At 32.2% G+C, this 20,205-nt stretch carries 4 protein-coding genes; all 4 read left to right on the forward strand.

Going from position 1 to position 20,205, the window contains the following annotated elements; genetic code table 11:
• The first annotated feature begins 33 nt into the window (after positions 1–33).
• The 4 genes from ASUIS_RS01210 to ASUIS_RS01225 all read left to right on the forward strand — a co-directional run bounded on the left by ASUIS_RS01210 (position 34) and on the right by ASUIS_RS01225 (position 20,197).
• Positions 34–16,359 (forward strand): immunoglobulin-like domain-containing protein, encoded by a 16,326-nt coding sequence (locus tag ASUIS_RS01210; protein ID WP_118885328.1) that lies wholly within the window; start codon positions 34–36, stop codon positions 16,357–16,359.
• Positions 16,360–16,408: 49 nt separating this feature from the next.
• The gene (locus tag ASUIS_RS01215) at positions 16,409–17,209 is read left to right on the forward strand and encodes a sensor histidine kinase (RefSeq protein ID WP_118885329.1); all 801 of its coding nucleotides are present in this window, start codon (positions 16,409–16,411) and stop codon (positions 17,207–17,209) included.
• A gap of 85 nt (positions 17,210–17,294) precedes the next feature.
• Positions 17,295–19,211 carry a transketolase gene (gene tkt / locus ASUIS_RS01220; protein WP_118885330.1) on the forward strand — a complete coding sequence of 639 codons (1,917 nt, stop codon included), beginning with the start codon at positions 17,295–17,297 and terminating at the stop codon, positions 19,209–19,211.
• 131 nt (positions 19,212–19,342) lie between these two features.
• Positions 19,343–20,197 (forward strand): NAD(P)-dependent oxidoreductase, encoded by an 855-nt coding sequence (locus tag ASUIS_RS01225; protein ID WP_118885331.1) that lies wholly within the window; start codon positions 19,343–19,345, stop codon positions 20,195–20,197.
• Positions 20,198–20,205 lie beyond the last annotated feature (8 nt).

Genomic DNA, 20,205 nt, shown 5'->3' on the forward strand with positions numbered 1-20,205 from the left:
TAATAATTGTCTGACACTTTCAGGAGATATAAGATGAAATTAACAATAAAAACACAGAGTGGACAAAAAGTTGTAGATTTAAATAGCGATTTGCAATTTAATACAATAAAAGGTGAACAATATGTGTTCTCAAATGGTTTTTCAAATTATGTACTAAATTTTAAAGATAATCAAGAATCAGTAACTCTAACATTTAATGTAAATGGTAAAAGTATAAAAGTAGAATTGAATGGTATCGTGCCACTTCTACAAGCAAATACAACAAATATGCCTAACCCAACAGCAATAATAATAAATAAAGATTTAAATGAAAAAGATGTAGATAGTATAGTCGAGAATAATAGCTTTGATGGTGGAGAAATAATAGATAGATTAGAAGCATTGCTTTCAAAACCAGTAGAACTGGGAGATAATGTAAGCTCAAACTTAACATTAATAACAAATTATCAAACATTGTTAGAATCATTAGGTGCAGCAGCAGCAGGAGCTGAAGCAGGTGGAAATGCTACTGGTAATGGATCAACATTTAATTCTATTTTTTCTATAAATGATAGAGGATTAAATGATATTGCAGATACTGCAAGATGGGAGAATTTAAATGAATCTATAGCTAATATTCCTGTTGATACAGCTGATACAGTTGCTGGAACATTAACTGTTCAAGATTCAACAGATACAACAACAGTAACAGTAGGTACTGCAACTGTTAATGAAGATGCAACTACAGCAATAGTAAAAGTTACATTAGCAGGACATATCTTTAAAACAGGAGAGACTGTAACAGTAACATTAGCAGATGGAACAGAAGTTGAGTTTACTCAAAATGGTTCAAAAGATGCAACATTCACATTTACAGCAGATTCAGATTCAATAATAGAAGCAGATGCCACAAAAGATATTACAGCAACTGTAGTAAGTGATAAAGGAATAATTGAAAACCCAGTTGTAAATGCTGGAACATTAACTGTTCAAGATTCAACAGATACAACAACAGTAACAGTAGGTACTGCAACTGTTAATGAAGATGCAACTACAGCAATAGTAAAAGTTACATTAGCAGGACATATCTTTAAAACAGGAGAGACTGTAACAGTAACATTAGCAGATGGAACAGAAGTTGAGTTTACTCAAAATGGTTCAAAAGATGCAACATTCACATTTACAGCAGATTCAGATTCAATAATAGAAGCAGATGCCACAAAAGATATTACAGCAACTGTAGTAAGTGATAAAGGAATAATTGAAAACCCAGTTGTAAATGCTGGAACATTAACTGTTCAAGATTCAACAGATACAACAACAGTAACAGTAGGTACTGCAACTGTTAATGAAGATGCAACTACAGCAATAGTAAAAGTTACATTAGCAGGACATATCTTTAAAACAGGAGAGACTGTAACAGTAACATTAGCAGATGGAACAGAAGTTGAGTTTACTCAAAATGGTTCAAAAGATGCAACATTCACATTTACAGCAGATTCAGATTCAATAATAGAAGCAGATGCCACAAAAGATATTACAGCAACTGTAGTAAGTGATAAAGGAATAATTGAAAACCCAGTTGTAAATGCTGGAACATTAACTGTTCAAGATTCAACAGATACAACAACAGTAACAGTAGGTACTGCAACTGTTAATGAAGATGCAACTACAGCAATAGTAAAAGTTACATTAGCAGGACATATCTTTAAAACAGGAGAGACTGTAACAGTAACATTAGCAGATGGAACAGAAGTTGAGTTTACTCAAAATGGTTCAAAAGATGCAACATTCACATTTACAGCAGATTCAGATTCAATAATAGAAGCAGATGCCACAAAAGATATTACAGCAACTGTAGTAAGTGATAAAGGAATAATTGAAAACCCAGTTGTAAATGCTGGAACATTAACTGTTCAAGATTCAACAGATACAACAACAGTAACAGTAGGTACTGCAACTGTTAATGAAGATGCAACTACAGCAATAGTAAAAGTTACATTAGCAGGACATATCTTTAAAACAGGAGAGACTGTAACAGTAACATTAGCAGATGGAACAGAAGTTGAGTTTACTCAAAATGGTTCAAAAGATGCAACATTCACATTTACAGCAGATTCAGATTCAATAATAGAAGCAGATGCCACAAAAGATATTACAGCAACTGTAGTAAGTGATAAAGGAATAATTGAAAACCCAGTTGTAAATGCTGGAACATTAACTGTTCAAGATTCAACAGATACAACAACAGTAACAGTAGGTACTGCAACTGTTAATGAAGATGCAACTACAGCAATAGTAAAAGTTACATTAGCAGGACATATCTTTAAAACAGGAGAGACTGTAACAGTAACATTAGCAGATGGAACAGAAGTTGAGTTTACTCAAAATGGTTCAAAAGATGCAACATTCACATTTACAGCAGATTCAGATTCAATAATAGAAGCAGATGCCACAAAAGATATTACAGCAACTGTAGTAAGTGATAAAGGAATAATTGAAAACCCAGTTGTAAATGCTGGAACATTAACTGTTCAAGATTCAACAGATACAACAACAGTAACAGTAGGTACTGCAACTGTTAATGAAGATGCAACTACAGCAATAGTAAAAGTTACATTAGCAGGACATATCTTTAAAACAGGAGAGACTGTAACAGTAACATTAGCAGATGGAACAGAAGTTGAGTTTACTCAAAATGGTTCAAAAGATGCAACATTCACATTTACAGCAGATTCAGATTCAATAATAGAAGCAGATGCCACAAAAGATATTACAGCAACTGTAGTAAGTGATAAAGGAATAATTGAAAACCCAGTTGTAAATGCTGGAACATTAACTGTTCAAGATTCAACAGATACAACAACAGTAACAGTAGGTACTGCAACTGTTAATGAAGATGCAACTACAGCAATAGTAAAAGTTACATTAGCAGGACATATCTTTAAAACAGGAGAGACTGTAACAGTAACATTAGCAGATGGAACAGAAGTTGAGTTTACTCAAAATGGTTCAAAAGATGCAACATTCACATTTACAGCAGATTCAGATTCAATAATAGAAGCAGATGCCACAAAAGATATTACAGCAACTGTAGTAAGTGATAAAGGAATAATTGAAAACCCAGTTGTAAATGCTGGAACATTAACTGTTCAAGATTCAACAGATACAACAACAGTAACAGTAGGTACTGCAACTGTTAATGAAGATGCAACTACAGCAATAGTAAAAGTTACATTAGCAGGACATATCTTTAAAACAGGAGAGACTGTAACAGTAACATTAGCAGATGGAACAGAAGTTGAGTTTACTCAAAATGGTTCAAAAGATGCAACATTCACATTTACAGCAGATTCAGATTCAATAATAGAAGCAGATGCCACAAAAGATATTACAGCAACTGTAGTAAGTGATAAAGGAATAATTGAAAACCCAGTTGTAAATGCTGGAACATTAACTGTTCAAGATTCAACAGATACAACAACAGTAACAGTAGGTACTGCAACTGTTAATGAAGATGCAACTACAGCAATAGTAAAAGTTACATTAGCAGGACATATCTTTAAAACAGGAGAGACTGTAACAGTAACATTAGCAGATGGAACAGAAGTTGAGTTTACTCAAAATGGTTCAAAAGATGCAACATTCACATTTACAGCAGATTCAGATTCAATAATAGAAGCAGATGCCACAAAAGATATTACAGCAACTGTAGTAAGTGATAAAGGAATAATTGAAAACCCAGTTGTAAATGCTGGAACATTAACTGTTCAAGATTCAACAGATACAACAACAGTAACAGTAGGTACTGCAACTGTTAATGAAGATGCAACTACAGCAATAGTAAAAGTTACATTAGCAGGACATATCTTTAAAACAGGAGAGACTGTAACAGTAACATTAGCAGATGGAACAGAAGTTGAGTTTACTCAAAATGGTTCAAAAGATGCAACATTCACATTTACAGCAGATTCAGATTCAATAATAGAAGCAGATGCCACAAAAGATATTACAGCAACTGTAGTAAGTGATAAAGGAATAATTGAAAACCCAGTTGTAAATGCTGGAACATTAACTGTTCAAGATTCAACAGATACAACAACAGTAACAGTAGGTACTGCAACTGTTAATGAAGATGCAACTACAGCAATAGTAAAAGTTACATTAGCAGGACATATCTTTAAAACAGGAGAGACTGTAACAGTAACATTAGCAGATGGAACAGAAGTTGAGTTTACTCAAAATGGTTCAAAAGATGCAACATTCACATTTACAGCAGATTCAGATTCAATAATAGAAGCAGATGCCACAAAAGATATTACAGCAACTGTAGTAAGTGATAAAGGAATAATTGAAAACCCAGTTGTAAATGCTGGAACATTAACTGTTCAAGATTCAACAGATACAACAACAGTAACAGTAGGTACTGCAACTGTTAATGAAGATGCAACTACAGCAATAGTAAAAGTTACATTAGCAGGACATATCTTTAAAACAGGAGAGACTGTAACAGTAACATTAGCAGATGGAACAGAAGTTGAGTTTACTCAAAATGGTTCAAAAGATGCAACATTCACATTTACAGCAGATTCAGATTCAATAATAGAAGCAGATGCCACAAAAGATATTACAGCAACTGTAGTAAGTGATAAAGGAATAATTGAAAACCCAGTTGTAAATGCTGGAACATTAACTGTTCAAGATTCAACAGATACAACAACAGTAACAGTAGGTACTGCAACTGTTAATGAAGATGCAACTACAGCAATAGTAAAAGTTACATTAGCAGGACATATCTTTAAAACAGGAGAGACTGTAACAGTAACATTAGCAGATGGAACAGAAGTTGAGTTTACTCAAAATGGTTCAAAAGATGCAACATTCACATTTACAGCAGATTCAGATTCAATAATAGAAGCAGATGCCACAAAAGATATTACAGCAACTGTAGTAAGTGATAAAGGAATAATTGAAAACCCAGTTGTAAATGCTGGAACATTAACTGTTCAAGATTCAACAGATACAACAACAGTAACAGTAGGTACTGCAACTGTTAATGAAGATGCAACTACAGCAATAGTAAAAGTTACATTAGCAGGACATATCTTTAAAACAGGAGAGACTGTAACAGTAACATTAGCAGATGGAACAGAAGTTGAGTTTACTCAAAATGGTTCAAAAGATGCAACATTCACATTTACAGCAGATTCAGATTCAATAATAGAAGCAGATGCCACAAAAGATATTACAGCAACTGTAGTAAGTGATAAAGGAATAATTGAAAACCCAGTTGTAAATGCTGGAACATTAACTGTTCAAGATTCAACAGATACAACAACAGTAACAGTAGGTACTGCAACTGTTAATGAAGATGCAACTACAGCAATAGTAAAAGTTACATTAGCAGGACATATCTTTAAAACAGGAGAGACTGTAACAGTAACATTAGCAGATGGAACAGAAGTTGAGTTTACTCAAAATGGTTCAAAAGATGCAACATTCACATTTACAGCAGATTCAGATTCAATAATAGAAGCAGATGCCACAAAAGATATTACAGCAACTGTAGTAAGTGATAAAGGAATAATTGAAAACCCAGTTGTAAATGCTGGAACATTAACTGTTCAAGATTCAACAGATACAACAACAGTAACAGTAGGTACTGCAACTGTTAATGAAGATGCAACTACAGCAATAGTAAAAGTTACATTAGCAGGACATATCTTTAAAACAGGAGAGACTGTAACAGTAACATTAGCAGATGGAACAGAAGTTGAGTTTACTCAAAATGGTTCAAAAGATGCAACATTCACATTTACAGCAGATTCAGATTCAATAATAGAAGCAGATGCCACAAAAGATATTACAGCAACTGTAGTAAGTGATAAAGGAATAATTGAAAACCCAGTTGTAAATGCTGGAACATTAACTGTTCAAGATTCAACAGATACAACAACAGTAACAGTAGGTACTGCAACTGTTAATGAAGATGCAACTACAGCAATAGTAAAAGTTACATTAGCAGGACATATCTTTAAAACAGGAGAGACTGTAACAGTAACATTAGCAGATGGAACAGAAGTTGAGTTTACTCAAAATGGTTCAAAAGATGCAACATTCACATTTACAGCAGATTCAGATTCAATAATAGAAGCAGATGCCACAAAAGATATTACAGCAACTGTAGTAAGTGATAAAGGAATAATTGAAAACCCAGTTGTAAATGCTGGAACATTAACTGTTCAAGATTCAACAGATACAACAACAGTAACAGTAGGTACTGCAACTGTTAATGAAGATGCAACTACAGCAATAGTAAAAGTTACATTAGCAGGACATATCTTTAAAACAGGAGAGACTGTAACAGTAACATTAGCAGATGGAACAGAAGTTGAGTTTACTCAAAATGGTTCAAAAGATGCAACATTCACATTTACAGCAGATTCAGATTCAATAATAGAAGCAGATGCCACAAAAGATATTACAGCAACTGTAGTAAGTGATAAAGGAATAATTGAAAACCCAGTTGTAAATGCTGGAACATTAACTGTTCAAGATTCAACAGATACAACAACAGTAACAGTAGGTACTGCAACTGTTAATGAAGATGCAACTACAGCAATAGTAAAAGTTACATTAGCAGGACATATCTTTAAAACAGGAGAGACTGTAACAGTAACATTAGCAGATGGAACAGAAGTTGAGTTTACTCAAAATGGTTCAAAAGATGCAACATTCACATTTACAGCAGATTCAGATTCAATAATAGAAGCAGATGCCACAAAAGATATTACAGCAACTGTAGTAAGTGATAAAGGAATAATTGAAAACCCAGTTGTAAATGCTGGAACATTAACTGTTCAAGATTCAACAGATACAACAACAGTAACAGTAGGTACTGCAACTGTTAATGAAGATGCAACTACAGCAATAGTAAAAGTTACATTAGCAGGACATATCTTTAAAACAGGAGAGACTGTAACAGTAACATTAGCAGATGGAACAGAAGTTGAGTTTACTCAAAATGGTTCAAAAGATGCAACATTCACATTTACAGCAGATTCAGATTCAATAATAGAAGCAGATGCCACAAAAGATATTACAGCAACTGTAGTAAGTGATAAAGGAATAATTGAAAACCCAGTTGTAAATGCTGGAACATTAACTGTTCAAGATTCAACAGATACAACAACAGTAACAGTAGGTACTGCAACTGTTAATGAAGATGCAACTACAGCAATAGTAAAAGTTACATTAGCAGGACATATCTTTAAAACAGGAGAGACTGTAACAGTAACATTAGCAGATGGAACAGAAGTTGAGTTTACTCAAAATGGTTCAAAAGATGCAACATTCACATTTACAGCAGATTCAGATTCAATAATAGAAGCAGATGCCACAAAAGATATTACAGCAACTGTAGTAAGTGATAAAGGAATAATTGAAAACCCAGTTGTAAATGCTGGAACATTAACTGTTCAAGATTCAACAGATACAACAACAGTAACAGTAGGTACTGCAACTGTTAATGAAGATGCAACTACAGCAATAGTAAAAGTTACATTAGCAGGACATATCTTTAAAACAGGAGAGACTGTAACAGTAACATTAGCAGATGGAACAGAAGTTGAGTTTACTCAAAATGGTTCAAAAGATGCAACATTCACATTTACAGCAGATTCAGATTCAATAATAGAAGCAGATGCCACAAAAGATATTACAGCAACTGTAGTAAGTGATAAAGGAATAATTGAAAACCCAGTTGTAAATGCTGGAACATTAACTGTTCAAGATTCAACAGATACAACAACAGTAACAGTAGGTACTGCAACTGTTAATGAAGATGCAACTACAGCAATAGTAAAAGTTACATTAGCAGGACATATCTTTAAAACAGGAGAGACTGTAACAGTAACATTAGCAGATGGAACAGAAGTTGAGTTTACTCAAAATGGTTCAAAAGATGCAACATTCACATTTACAGCAGATTCAGATTCAATAATAGAAGCAGATGCCACAAAAGATATTACAGCAACTGTAGTAAGTGATAAAGGAATAATTGAAAACCCAGTTGTAAATGCTGGAACATTAACTGTTCAAGATTCAACAGATACAACAACAGTAACAGTAGGTACTGCAACTGTTAATGAAGATGCAACTACAGCAATAGTAAAAGTTACATTAGCAGGACATATCTTTAAAACAGGAGAGACTGTAACAGTAACATTAGCAGATGGAACAGAAGTTGAGTTTACTCAAAATGGTTCAAAAGATGCAACATTCACATTTACAGCAGATTCAGATTCAATAATAGAAGCAGATGCCACAAAAGATATTACAGCAACTGTAGTAAGTGATAAAGGAATAATTGAAAACCCAGTTGTAAATGCTGGAACATTAACTGTTCAAGATTCAACAGATACAACAACAGTAACAGTAGGTACTGCAACTGTTAATGAAGATGCAACTACAGCAATAGTAAAAGTTACATTAGCAGGACATATCTTTAAAACAGGAGAGACTGTAACAGTAACATTAGCAGATGGAACAGAAGTTGAGTTTACTCAAAATGGTTCAAAAGATGCAACATTCACATTTACAGCAGATTCAGATTCAATAATAGAAGCAGATGCCACAAAAGATATTACAGCAACTGTAGTAAGTGATAAAGGAATAATTGAAAACCCAGTTGTAAATGCTGGAACATTAACTGTTCAAGATTCAACAGATACAACAACAGTAACAGTAGGTACTGCAACTGTTAATGAAGATGCAACTACAGCAATAGTAAAAGTTACATTAGCAGGACATATCTTTAAAACAGGAGAGACTGTAACAGTAACATTAGCAGATGGAACAGAAGTTGAGTTTACTCAAAATGGTTCAAAAGATGCAACATTCACATTTACAGCAGATTCAGATTCAATAATAGAAGCAGATGCCACAAAAGATATTACAGCAACTGTAGTAAGTGATAAAGGAATAATTGAAAACCCAGTTGTAAATGCTGGAACATTAACTGTTCAAGATTCAACAGATACAACAACAGTAACAGTAGGTACTGCAACTGTTAATGAAGATGCAACTACAGCAATAGTAAAAGTTACATTAGCAGGACATATCTTTAAAACAGGAGAGACTGTAACAGTAACATTAGCAGATGGAACAGAAGTTGAGTTTACTCAAAATGGTTCAAAAGATGCAACATTCACATTTACAGCAGATTCAGATTCAATAATAGAAGCAGATGCCACAAAAGATATTACAGCAACTGTAGTAAGTGATAAAGGAATAATTGAAAACCCAGTTGTAAATGCTGGAACATTAACTGTTCAAGATTCAACAGATACAACAACAGTAACAGTAGGTACTGCAACTGTTAATGAAGATGCAACTACAGCAATAGTAAAAGTTACATTAGCAGGACATATCTTTAAAACAGGAGAGACTGTAACAGTAACATTAGCAGATGGAACAGAAGTTGAGTTTACTCAAAATGGTTCAAAAGATGCAACATTCACATTTACAGCAGATTCAGATTCAATAATAGAAGCAGATGCCACAAAAGATATTACAGCAACTGTAGTAAGTGATAAAGGAATAATTGAAAACCCAGTTGTAAATGCTGGAACATTAACTGTTCAAGATTCAACAGATACAACAACAGTAACAGTAGGTACTGCAACTGTTAATGAAGATGCAACTACAGCAATAGTAAAAGTTACATTAGCAGGACATATCTTTAAAACAGGAGAGACTGTAACAGTAACATTAGCAGATGGAACAGAAGTTGAGTTTACTCAAAATGGTTCAAAAGATGCAACATTCACATTTACAGCAGATTCAGATTCAATAATAGAAGCAGATGCCACAAAAGATATTACAGCAACTGTAGTAAGTGATAAAGGAATAATTGAAAACCCAGTTGTAAATGCTGGAACATTAACTGTTCAAGATTCAACAGATACAACAACAGTAACAGTAGGTACTGCAACTGTTAATGAAGATGCAACTACAGCAATAGTAAAAGTTACATTAGCAGGACATATCTTTAAAACAGGAGAGACTGTAACAGTAACATTAGCAGATGGAACAGAAGTTGAGTTTACTCAAAATGGTTCAAAAGATGCAACATTCACATTTACAGCAGATTCAGATTCAATAATAGAAGCAGATGCCACAAAAGATATTACAGCAACTGTAGTAAGTGATAAAGGAATAATTGAAAACCCAGTTGTAAATGCTGGAACATTAACTGTTCAAGATTCAACAGATACAACAACAGTAACAGTAGGTACTGCAACTGTTAATGAAGATGCAACTACAGCAATAGTAAAAGTTACATTAGCAGGACATATCTTTAAAACAGGAGAGACTGTAACAGTAACATTAGCAGATGGAACAGAAGTTGAGTTTACTCAAAATGGTTCAAAAGATGCAACATTCACATTTACAGCAGATTCAGATTCAATAATAGAAGCAGATGCCACAAAAGATATTACAGCAACTGTAGTAAGTGATAAAGGAATAATTGAAAACCCAGTTGTAAATGCTGGAACATTAACTGTTCAAGATTCAACAGATACAACAACAGTAACAGTAGGTACTGCAACTGTTAATGAAGATGCAACTACAGCAATAGTAAAAGTTACATTAGCAGGACATATCTTTAAAACAGGAGAGACTGTAACAGTAACATTAGCAGATGGAACAGAAGTTGAGTTTACTCAAAATGGTTCAAAAGATGCAACATTCACATTTACAGCAGATTCAGATTCAATAATAGAAGCAGATGCCACAAAAGATATTACAGCAACTGTAGTAAGTGATAAAGGAATAATTGAAAACCCAGTTGTAAATGCTGGAACATTAACTGTTCAAGATTCAACAGATACAACAACAGTAACAGTAGGTACTGCAACTGTTAATGAAGATGCAACTACAGCAATAGTAAAAGTTACATTAGCAGGACATATCTTTAAAACAGGAGAGACTGTAACAGTAACATTAGCAGATGGAACAGAAGTTGAGTTTACTCAAAATGGTTCAAAAGATGCAACATTCACATTTACAGCAGATTCAGATTCAATAATAGAAGCAGATGCCACAAAAGATATTACAGCAACTGTAGTAAGTGATAAAGGAATAATTGAAAACCCAGTTGTAAATGCTGGAACATTAACTGTTCAAGATTCAACAGATACAACAACAGTAACAGTAGGTACTGCAACTGTTAATGAAGATGCAACTACAGCAATAGTAAAAGTTACATTAGCAGGACATATCTTTAAAACAGGAGAGACTGTAACAGTAACATTAGCAGATGGAACAGAAGTTGAGTTTACTCAAAATGGTTCAAAAGATGCAACATTCACATTTACAGCAGATTCAGATTCAATAATAGAAGCAGATGCCACAAAAGATATTACAGCAACTGTAGTAAGTGATAAAGGAATAATTGAAAACCCAGTTGTAAATGCTGGAACATTAACTGTTCAAGATTCAACAGATACAACAACAGTAACAGTAGGTACTGCAACTGTTAATGAAGATGCAACTACAGCAATAGTAAAAGTTACATTAGCAGGACATATCTTTAAAACAGGAGAGACTGTAACAGTAACATTAGCAGATGGAACAGAAGTTGAGTTTACTCAAAATGGTTCAAAAGATGCAACATTCACATTTACAGCAGATTCAGATTCAATAATAGAAGCAGATGCCACAAAAGATATTACAGCAACTGTAGTAAGTGATAAAGGAATAATTGAAAACCCAGTTGTAAATGCTGGAACATTAACTGTTCAAGATTCAACAGATACAACAACAGTAACAGTAGGTACTGCAACTGTTAATGAAGATGCAACTACAGCAATAGTAAAAGTTACATTAGCAGGACATATCTTTAAAACAGGAGAGACTGTAACAGTAACATTAGCAGATGGAACAGAAGTTGAGTTTACTCAAAATGGTTCAAAAGATGCAACATTCACATTTACAGCAGATTCAGATTCAATAATAGAAGCAGATGCCACAAAAGATATTACAGCAACTGTAGTAAGTGATAAAGGAATAATTGAAAACCCAGTTGTAAATGCTGGAACATTAACTGTTCAAGATTCAACAGATACAACAACAGTAACAGTAGGTACTGCAACTGTTAATGAAGATGCAACTACAGCAATAGTAAAAGTTACATTAGCAGGACATATCTTTAAAACAGGAGAGACTGTAACAGTAACATTAGCAGATGGAACAGAAGTTGAGTTTACTCAAAATGGTTCAAAAGATGCAACATTCACATTTACAGCAGATTCAGATTCAATAATAGAAGCAGATGCCACAAAAGATATTACAGCAACTGTAGTAAGTGATAAAGGAATAATTGAAAACCCAGTTGTAAATGCTGGAACATTAACTGTTCAAGATTCAACAGATACAACAACAGTAACAGTAGGTACTGCAACTGTTAATGAAGATGCAACTACAGCAATAGTAAAAGTTACATTAGCAGGACATATCTTTAAAACAGGAGAGACTGTAACAGTAACATTAGCAGATGGAACAGAAGTTGAGTTTACTCAAAATGGTTCAAAAGATGCAACATTCACATTTACAGCAGATTCAGATTCAATAATAGAAGCAGATGCCACAAAAGATATTACAGCAACTGTAGTAAGTGATAAAGGAATAATTGAAAACCCAGTTGTAAATGCTGGAACATTAACTGTTCAAGATTCAACAGATACAACAACAGTAACAGTAGGTACTGCAACTGTTAATGAAGATGCAACTACAGCAATAGTAAAAGTTACATTAGCAGGACATATCTTTAAAACAGGAGAGACTGTAACAGTAACATTAGCAGATGGAACAGAAGTTGAGTTTACTCAAAATGGTTCAAAAGATGCAACATTCACATTTACAGCAGATTCAGATTCAATAATAGAAGCAGATGCCACAAAAGATATTACAGCAACTGTAGTAAGTGATAAAGGAATAATTGAAAACCCAGTTGTAAATGCTGGAACATTAACTGTTCAAGATTCAATACCACCAATAATTACTTTAACAGGAAGTACAGTAATAGAGGTTACTGATGGAACAGCAACTGGAAATAAAGTAAAAGCAACAGTTACTGCAAGTATCGATAAAGCACAAGTAGAAGATTTAATAATAACATTAGACAATAATGAACAAATTATAATTAGAGCAGGTGAAATCTCAGGAAGTATTGAGGTTGAAACTACAAGAATAGATGATGCTTATCAACAAGGTACAACAACAGAAACCGTATCTATAAAAAGTACATCAAATTCTAAAATAGATGTATCAGAAAAAATAGCAACTATTACAATAAAAGATGATATTGATCCAATTGATGTAACAATCACAGCAATAGCGACAACACCTAAAATTATTGATGTAAATACAAAAACAGATGGAACTAATGGTATAAAAATTACAGCTATTGGTAATGATGGTAAAGTAACAAATTTATCAGTTATTAAAGGAACAGATCATGATGGATTTGGAGTGGAAACTCTAGTAACAACAACTAGTGGTAAAGGAAAAAATCAAGTAACGACAACTACTTCTGTAGAGAATTCAAATGGTGATACACAAGAACTTGGAATGGGTGAGAAAATTGTTGTTGAGTTTACAGATGCAGATGTTAATTCTCTTGACGTATCATTTGCATGGAGAAATAACCATGAAACAGCGAGAATTACATTTATAAATGATGGTAAAGTTGTAGGTTATGCAGAAGTTAAAGGAGATGGACAAAGCACAACGAAAGCTATTGTTACTTACTATAATGAAAATGGTGAAGTAATCAAAGTAGTAAATGCAAAAGGAAGTTCAGATAAAGTTGATGAACTATTTACTTTTGAATTACCAGATTCAAATGGTAATTTAATATCATTCGATAGAGTTGAGTTCTCTTCACCAACAAATATTGATGATTATTTAATCAATTCTATAGTTTATAAAGAAGTAGTAAATACAAAAATTGTTGATGTAATAACTGAAGGTGGAAAAGTAACATTTAATATTCAAACAGATGAAAATTATCCTCCACAAGGAAAAATAATAGCTGTAGTTGAAATAAATGGTAAAACATATGAAGTTGAACTAAATGCTACAGGTAGAGGAACTTTAACTATAGATCCTAAAGATTTAGGTGATTTATCAAATGTAGTTGCAAGAATAGTAGAAATTAAAGGCGGAAACTATGAAGGTGTAAATACTTCAGGAACTGTATTTGATTTTGTTTCAGGAACTGTAACTCCAGGAACAGCAATTTCTTCTGATGATAGTATTGTAACAAATGAAGATACAGCTTATATTTTAAAAGTAACTGATTTTGGTGATGTTTCTCAAAATACTATAGAGTTTAAAATTACTAAATTACCAGAAAATGGAAAACTTTATTTAATAGTTACAAAAGGTGAAACTATAATAGATAAAGATGGAAATACAATTATTGCAATTGAAGATACAAAAGTTGAGATTACAAAAGACCAAATTATTTCTTTAGCTGATATTGGTGCCAAAAAAGTAGTATTTGAACCAACTACAAATAGCGATAAAGATGGAAGTTTTAAATTCTCTGTAGGTGATGGAAGTGGAAACTTTAGTAATGAATATACAACAACTATTAATGTTATTGCTGTTGCTGATGCACCAGAATTAACTGTAAATATTACGAAAACAGGAACGAGCGAAGTTACAGTTGGAAGTGGGAGTAATGGAAATAGCGGAAGTGGCTCTGATATTAAAGAGCTAAAAGTATTAACTTCTGAAAAAGCAGTAGCTGATTGGGGAAATAATTCTCAAGATATTAATTGTAATTTGAAATTTAGTGGAACAGTTGATAAAACATTCCAAAACTTTAATAGTGGAAGTGTAACAACAGGTTCTGGCAATGATATATTAAGATTTGCAAGTGTAAATAATAATAAAGTTATAAATACGGGTTCAGGAGATGATAAAGTTATTTTCAATCAAACTGCAAGTGTAGCTTTAAATCTAGGAAATGGAAATAATGAAGCCGATTTTGTTGGTGGATTTAAAGGAAGTCTTGCTTCTGCTGAAGGTAATGATAAAGTTATAGTAAACCAAAGTGCAGAAGGTTCAATTAATTTAGGAGAAGGAAATAATTCTATTAGTATCGCTGGCGTATTATCAGGGAGTGTTGCAACGGGAAGTGGTAATGACACCCTTATTGTGGGACAAAACATACAAAATAAATCAAGTATTGATTTAGGAGATGGAGATAATACAATTAGTGTTGGTGGAACTTTTGAAGGAAATATTACCACAGGAGTAGGAGTTGATAAGATAATTATTAATGGAAATATCAATGGTAATGGCAATAGTATCTCAACAGGTGCAGGAAATGATTTTGTTCAAATTAATGGACAAGTTAATAATGTAAATGTAAATCTTGGTTTAGGTAATGATGGAATTAGATTTAATCCAGGTAATTTCAATGATTTTAGAAATAGTACATTTGATGGTGGAAAAGGATTTGATACTTTATACCTTGAAGGTTCAATAAGTAATTATGGTGTTATAGATAAAGCAACAGGTAAAATAATTACATGGACAGAATATGTATCGTTAAACAAAAATGATGAGGGATATGCAAATAAAGAATTCTATATTTATAAACAAAATACAAATCAAGCGATTACTGTAAAAAATATCGAACAAATTGTATTTAGCGATGAAACAGTAGGTGAAAAAGAAGATACAGTAACTGTTTACAACTATGATATTTCAGTAAATGCAAAACTTACTGATATAGATGGCAGTGAAAAATTATCAAATGCAACTTTACAAAATGTGCCAGAAGGTTCAAAAGTATATGGAAGTGATGGGATAGAAATTATTGCTGATGAAAATGGAGTTTATTCTATAAAACTTGATGAGAATGGTGAATCAAAACTTACTTTAACAAATGAAAAAGAGCTTTCAGATACAGAATTAAATAGCATTAAAACAAGTGTTACTTCAACAGATACCCCAACTGATGGAAAAGAAGAAAGTTCACAAGCTACTACTTTTGATGGAGAAGGTGATATTGACCTGACGAGTATAATTGGACAATATAAAGTTAATTATGTGGATCTTGAAAATGGTAAGGCTAATGATATAAAATTAAATTTTGATGAAATATTAGCTGATGATAAAGAGATTTATATAAAAGGTGATGATAAAGATAGTATCAGTTTAAATTCCGATTTATGGAAAGAAGCTGAAGCAACTAATGTTGATGGTGTAAAATATAATGTTTATACTGGAACAAATGGTGCTAATTCAACAATTAAATTATTAATTGATGATGATATACAAGTAAATCACGATATTTAGATAAATAAGAGAAGAAATTCTCTTATTTTATTTTTTAGGGTATTTAGATATGAGACAAACAAAAATAGATGAGTTCTTAGAATTAGAACATAATAACAAAGAACTTGAAAAAAGAGTTAAAGAAGAAGTTGCAAAAAATAGAGAAAAAGATAAGTTAATGTTTCAACAAGCAAAGTTAGCGTCTTTGGGTGAAATGTTAGGAAATATAGCTCACCAATGGAGACAACCACTTATGGAAATAAACTCTTTATTTTTACCGATTGAGGGTAAAATCTTTCTTGATATGCCATTAGATAAAGAAGAGATACTTGAAACTATAAATAAGTTAAATCATATTACAAAATATATGTCAAATACTATTGATGATTTTAGAGATTTTTTTGCTACAGATAAAGAAAAAATAAGATTTCAACTTTTAGAGCAGATTAATTCAACTATAAATATTATTAGTGGAGGATTAAAAACTCACAATATAAAACTTGATATTATTATTCAGAAAAATCCTGAAATGATAGGATATAAAAATGATTATTCTCAAGTATTAATAAATATAATAAGTAATGCTAAAGATGTTTTAATTCAAAGAAAAATAAAAAATCCATATATAAAAATATCAATATTTGAAGAAAATGAAAATATTGTTACTACTGTTGAAGATAATGCTGGGGGAATAAAAGTAAACCCAATAGAAAAAATATTTGATCCTTTTTTTACTTATGAAAAAGTAGGGGGTTCAGGAATTGGACTTTTTATGTCAAAACTAATAATTGAAAAAAATATGAGTGGAAAGTTATCAGTTAAAAACTCTTCAGAAGGTGCTTTTTTTAAAATTATTATTCCAAAAATTTAACTCTATTTACTTCATATTGTATTTAATTTAATTTAGATATAATCGCACAAAATTAGAAAAACTTCACTCAATAAATAGGATAATCATGTCGAAACAATTATTACAAAAACAAGCAGATACAATCAGATTTTTAGCAGCTGATATGGTACAACAAGCAAATTCAGGACATCCTGGAGCTCCAATGGGATTAGCTGATATTGCAACAGTATTAAGTAAACATTTAAATGTAAATCCAGCTGATGAAAAATGGCTAAATAGAGATAGATTAGTATTTTCAGGTGGTCATGCAACTGGATTAGTTTACTCTTTATTACATCTTTGGGGATTTGATGTATCTGTAAATGATATGAAAAACTTTAGACAAACTCACTCGAAAACTCCAGGACATCCAGAATATGGTCATACTCATGGTATTGAAATTACAACTGGACCTTTAGGGCAAGGTATTGCAAATGCTGTTGGTTTTGCCTCGGCTGCAAAATATGCTCAAAATATTTTAGGGAAAGAAGTTATTAATCATAAAGTTTATTGTTTATGTGGAGATGGAGATTTACAAGAGGGAATTTCTTATGAAGCAACTTCAACAGCAGGTCACCTAAAACTTGATAATCTTGTAATTATTTATGATTCAAATAATATTACTATTGAAGGTGAAGCTACAATTGCATGGAGTGAAAATGTTAAAAAAAGATTCCAAGCTATTGATTTTGAAGTTATTGAAATAGATGGACATAATTTTGAGCAAATTGATAAAGCTCTAGTTGCTGCAAAAACATCAACTATGCCTGTTTTAATTATTGCAAAAACAGCAATCGCTAAAGGTGCAGTAACAATGGAAGGAAGTCATCATTCTCATGGAGCTCCATTAGGTGAAGATGAAATTGCAAAATCAAAAGAAAAAGCTGGATTTAATCCTGAAGAAAAATTCTTTGTACCAGCTGATGTAAAAGGTGCTTTTGATAAATTAATAGTGGGTTCTATTGCTCAAAACAACTGGAATGATTCTTTGAGTAGTGAAGCAAAAGCAAAAATTGCTGAACTACAAAATCCAAATTTTGATGCAGTTGAATATCCAACTTTTGAAGCTGATTCAAGTGTTGCGACAAGAGATTCAAACCACAAAATTTTAAATGCAATTGCAAAAGCAATACCAGGATTTTTAGGTGGAAGTGCTGACTTAGCTCCATCAAATAAAACAGAATTAATGGGAATGGGTGATTTCCCAAATGGAAGAAATATTCACTTTGGAATTAAAGAACACGCAATGGCAGCAATGGCAAATGCTATGAACTTATATGGTTTATTTAGAGTTTATTCTGCTACATTTTTTGTTTTCTCTGATTATTTAAAACCAAGTGCAAGAATAGCTGCACTGGCTTCTATTCCTCAACACTTTGTTTGGACACACGATTCTATTGGAGTTGGAGAAGATGGACCAACTCACCAACCAATTGAGCATTTAACACAATTTAGAGCATTACCAAATTTCTATACATTCAGACCAGCAGATGCAAGTGAAAATGTAGAGTCTTGGAAAGTTGCTTTAAAAATGAAAGCACCAACTGCATTTGTTTGCTCAAGACAAGGTTTAAAAGTATTAAAAGATGAAAGAGCATTTGGAACAGTTGCAAATGGAGCTTATTTACTTAAAAAAAGAGATAATGCAAACATTACTATTATGGCATCTGGTTCTGAGTTAATGTTAGCTTTACAAACGTCTTGTGAGTTAGAAAAAGAAGGAATTATTGCAAATGTAGTTTCAGTTCCTTGTTATGATTTATTTGTTGAACAAGAACAATCTTACATTGACCAAGTAATTGATAAAAACACAAGAGTTTATGCAGTTGAAGCAGCAAGAGGTTTAGAATATTATAAATTTGCTGATGTTGTATTTGGAATGGATACATTTGGAGCTTCAGGACCTGCAAATGATTTATTCGAAGAGTTTGGATTTACAATTCCAAAACTAAAAGCTAAAATCGTAGCTGACTTCAAAAAATAACACTTTTTTTAATAGATGAGATTTTCTCATCTATTAACTTCTTAATTATCATAAAACTAATTTCAAAATATCATCTTTTTTTTATTTTAACTCTCTATAATATAAATAATAAATATCTAAGGAGCAAATTTATGGCAATTGGATTTATAGGATTAGGAAATTTAGGAACTGCAATAACAATAAGACTTTCACAACTTGGTGAAACATTAGTAGTTTATAATAGAAATATAGAAAAAATAAAAGATTTAGGTTATGAAATAGTTTCATCTCCAAAAGAGATTCTTCAAAAATGTGATGTAATTTTTTTATGTTTATTTGATAGCGAAGCTGTAAAACAAATTTTAACAGCTAATAATGGACTTTTATGTGAAGAGTTAAAAGGAAAAACAATTATTGATTTAACTACAAATCATTATGAAGAGGTTTTAGAATTTCACAAATTAGTTAATGATATAGGTGGAAATTATCTTGAAAATCCAGTTTTTGGTTCAGTTGCACCAGCACTTAAAGGTGAATTAACGGTTGTAAGTTCTGGAAAAACAGAAGTTTTTGAAGCTATGAAACCAATTTTAGAAAAAATTGCAAAAGAGATTTTTCATCTTCCCGTTCCTTCAAGTGCTACAAAAATGAAACTTATTAATAATCTTTGTTTAGGTTCATTTATGGCAACACTTGCAGAGTGTACGGCATTGGCTGAGAGTTGTGAAATTCCTAAAGCAAAAGCTTTGGAAATTTTAGGAGTTGGTGGTGGTCAATCACTTGTTTTAAAAGCAAAAACTCAAAAACTAATAGATGAAGATTTTTCTGCACATTTTTCAAATAATGCAATAAATAAAGATTTGCATCTTTTACAAGATTTAGCATATAATCTAAAATTACCACTTTATAGTGCGTGTCTCCCAAAAGAGCTGTTTTCTAAAATGAAGATGATGGGAAAAGGTGAAGAGGATTTCTCTTCGATTTATCAATTATTCAAAAATAATTAAAGGATAAA

It is taken from the genome of Arcobacter suis CECT 7833 (assembly GCF_003544815.1).
GTDB lineage: Bacteria > Campylobacterota > Campylobacteria > Campylobacterales > Arcobacteraceae > Aliarcobacter > Aliarcobacter suis.

Coding starts and splice junctions, on each gene's coding strand:
- tkt (WP_118885330.1), top strand. CDS start 17,295: ATGTCGAAACAATTATTACAAAAACAAGCAGATACAATCAGATTTTTA.
- ASUIS_RS01215 (WP_118885329.1), top strand. CDS start 16,409: ATGAGACAAACAAAAATAGATGAGTTCTTAGAATTAGAACATAATAAC.
- ASUIS_RS01225 (WP_118885331.1), top strand. CDS start 19,343: ATGGCAATTGGATTTATAGGATTAGGAAATTTAGGAACTGCAATAACA.
- ASUIS_RS01210 (WP_118885328.1), top strand. CDS start 34: ATGAAATTAACAATAAAAACACAGAGTGGACAAAAAGTTGTAGATTTA.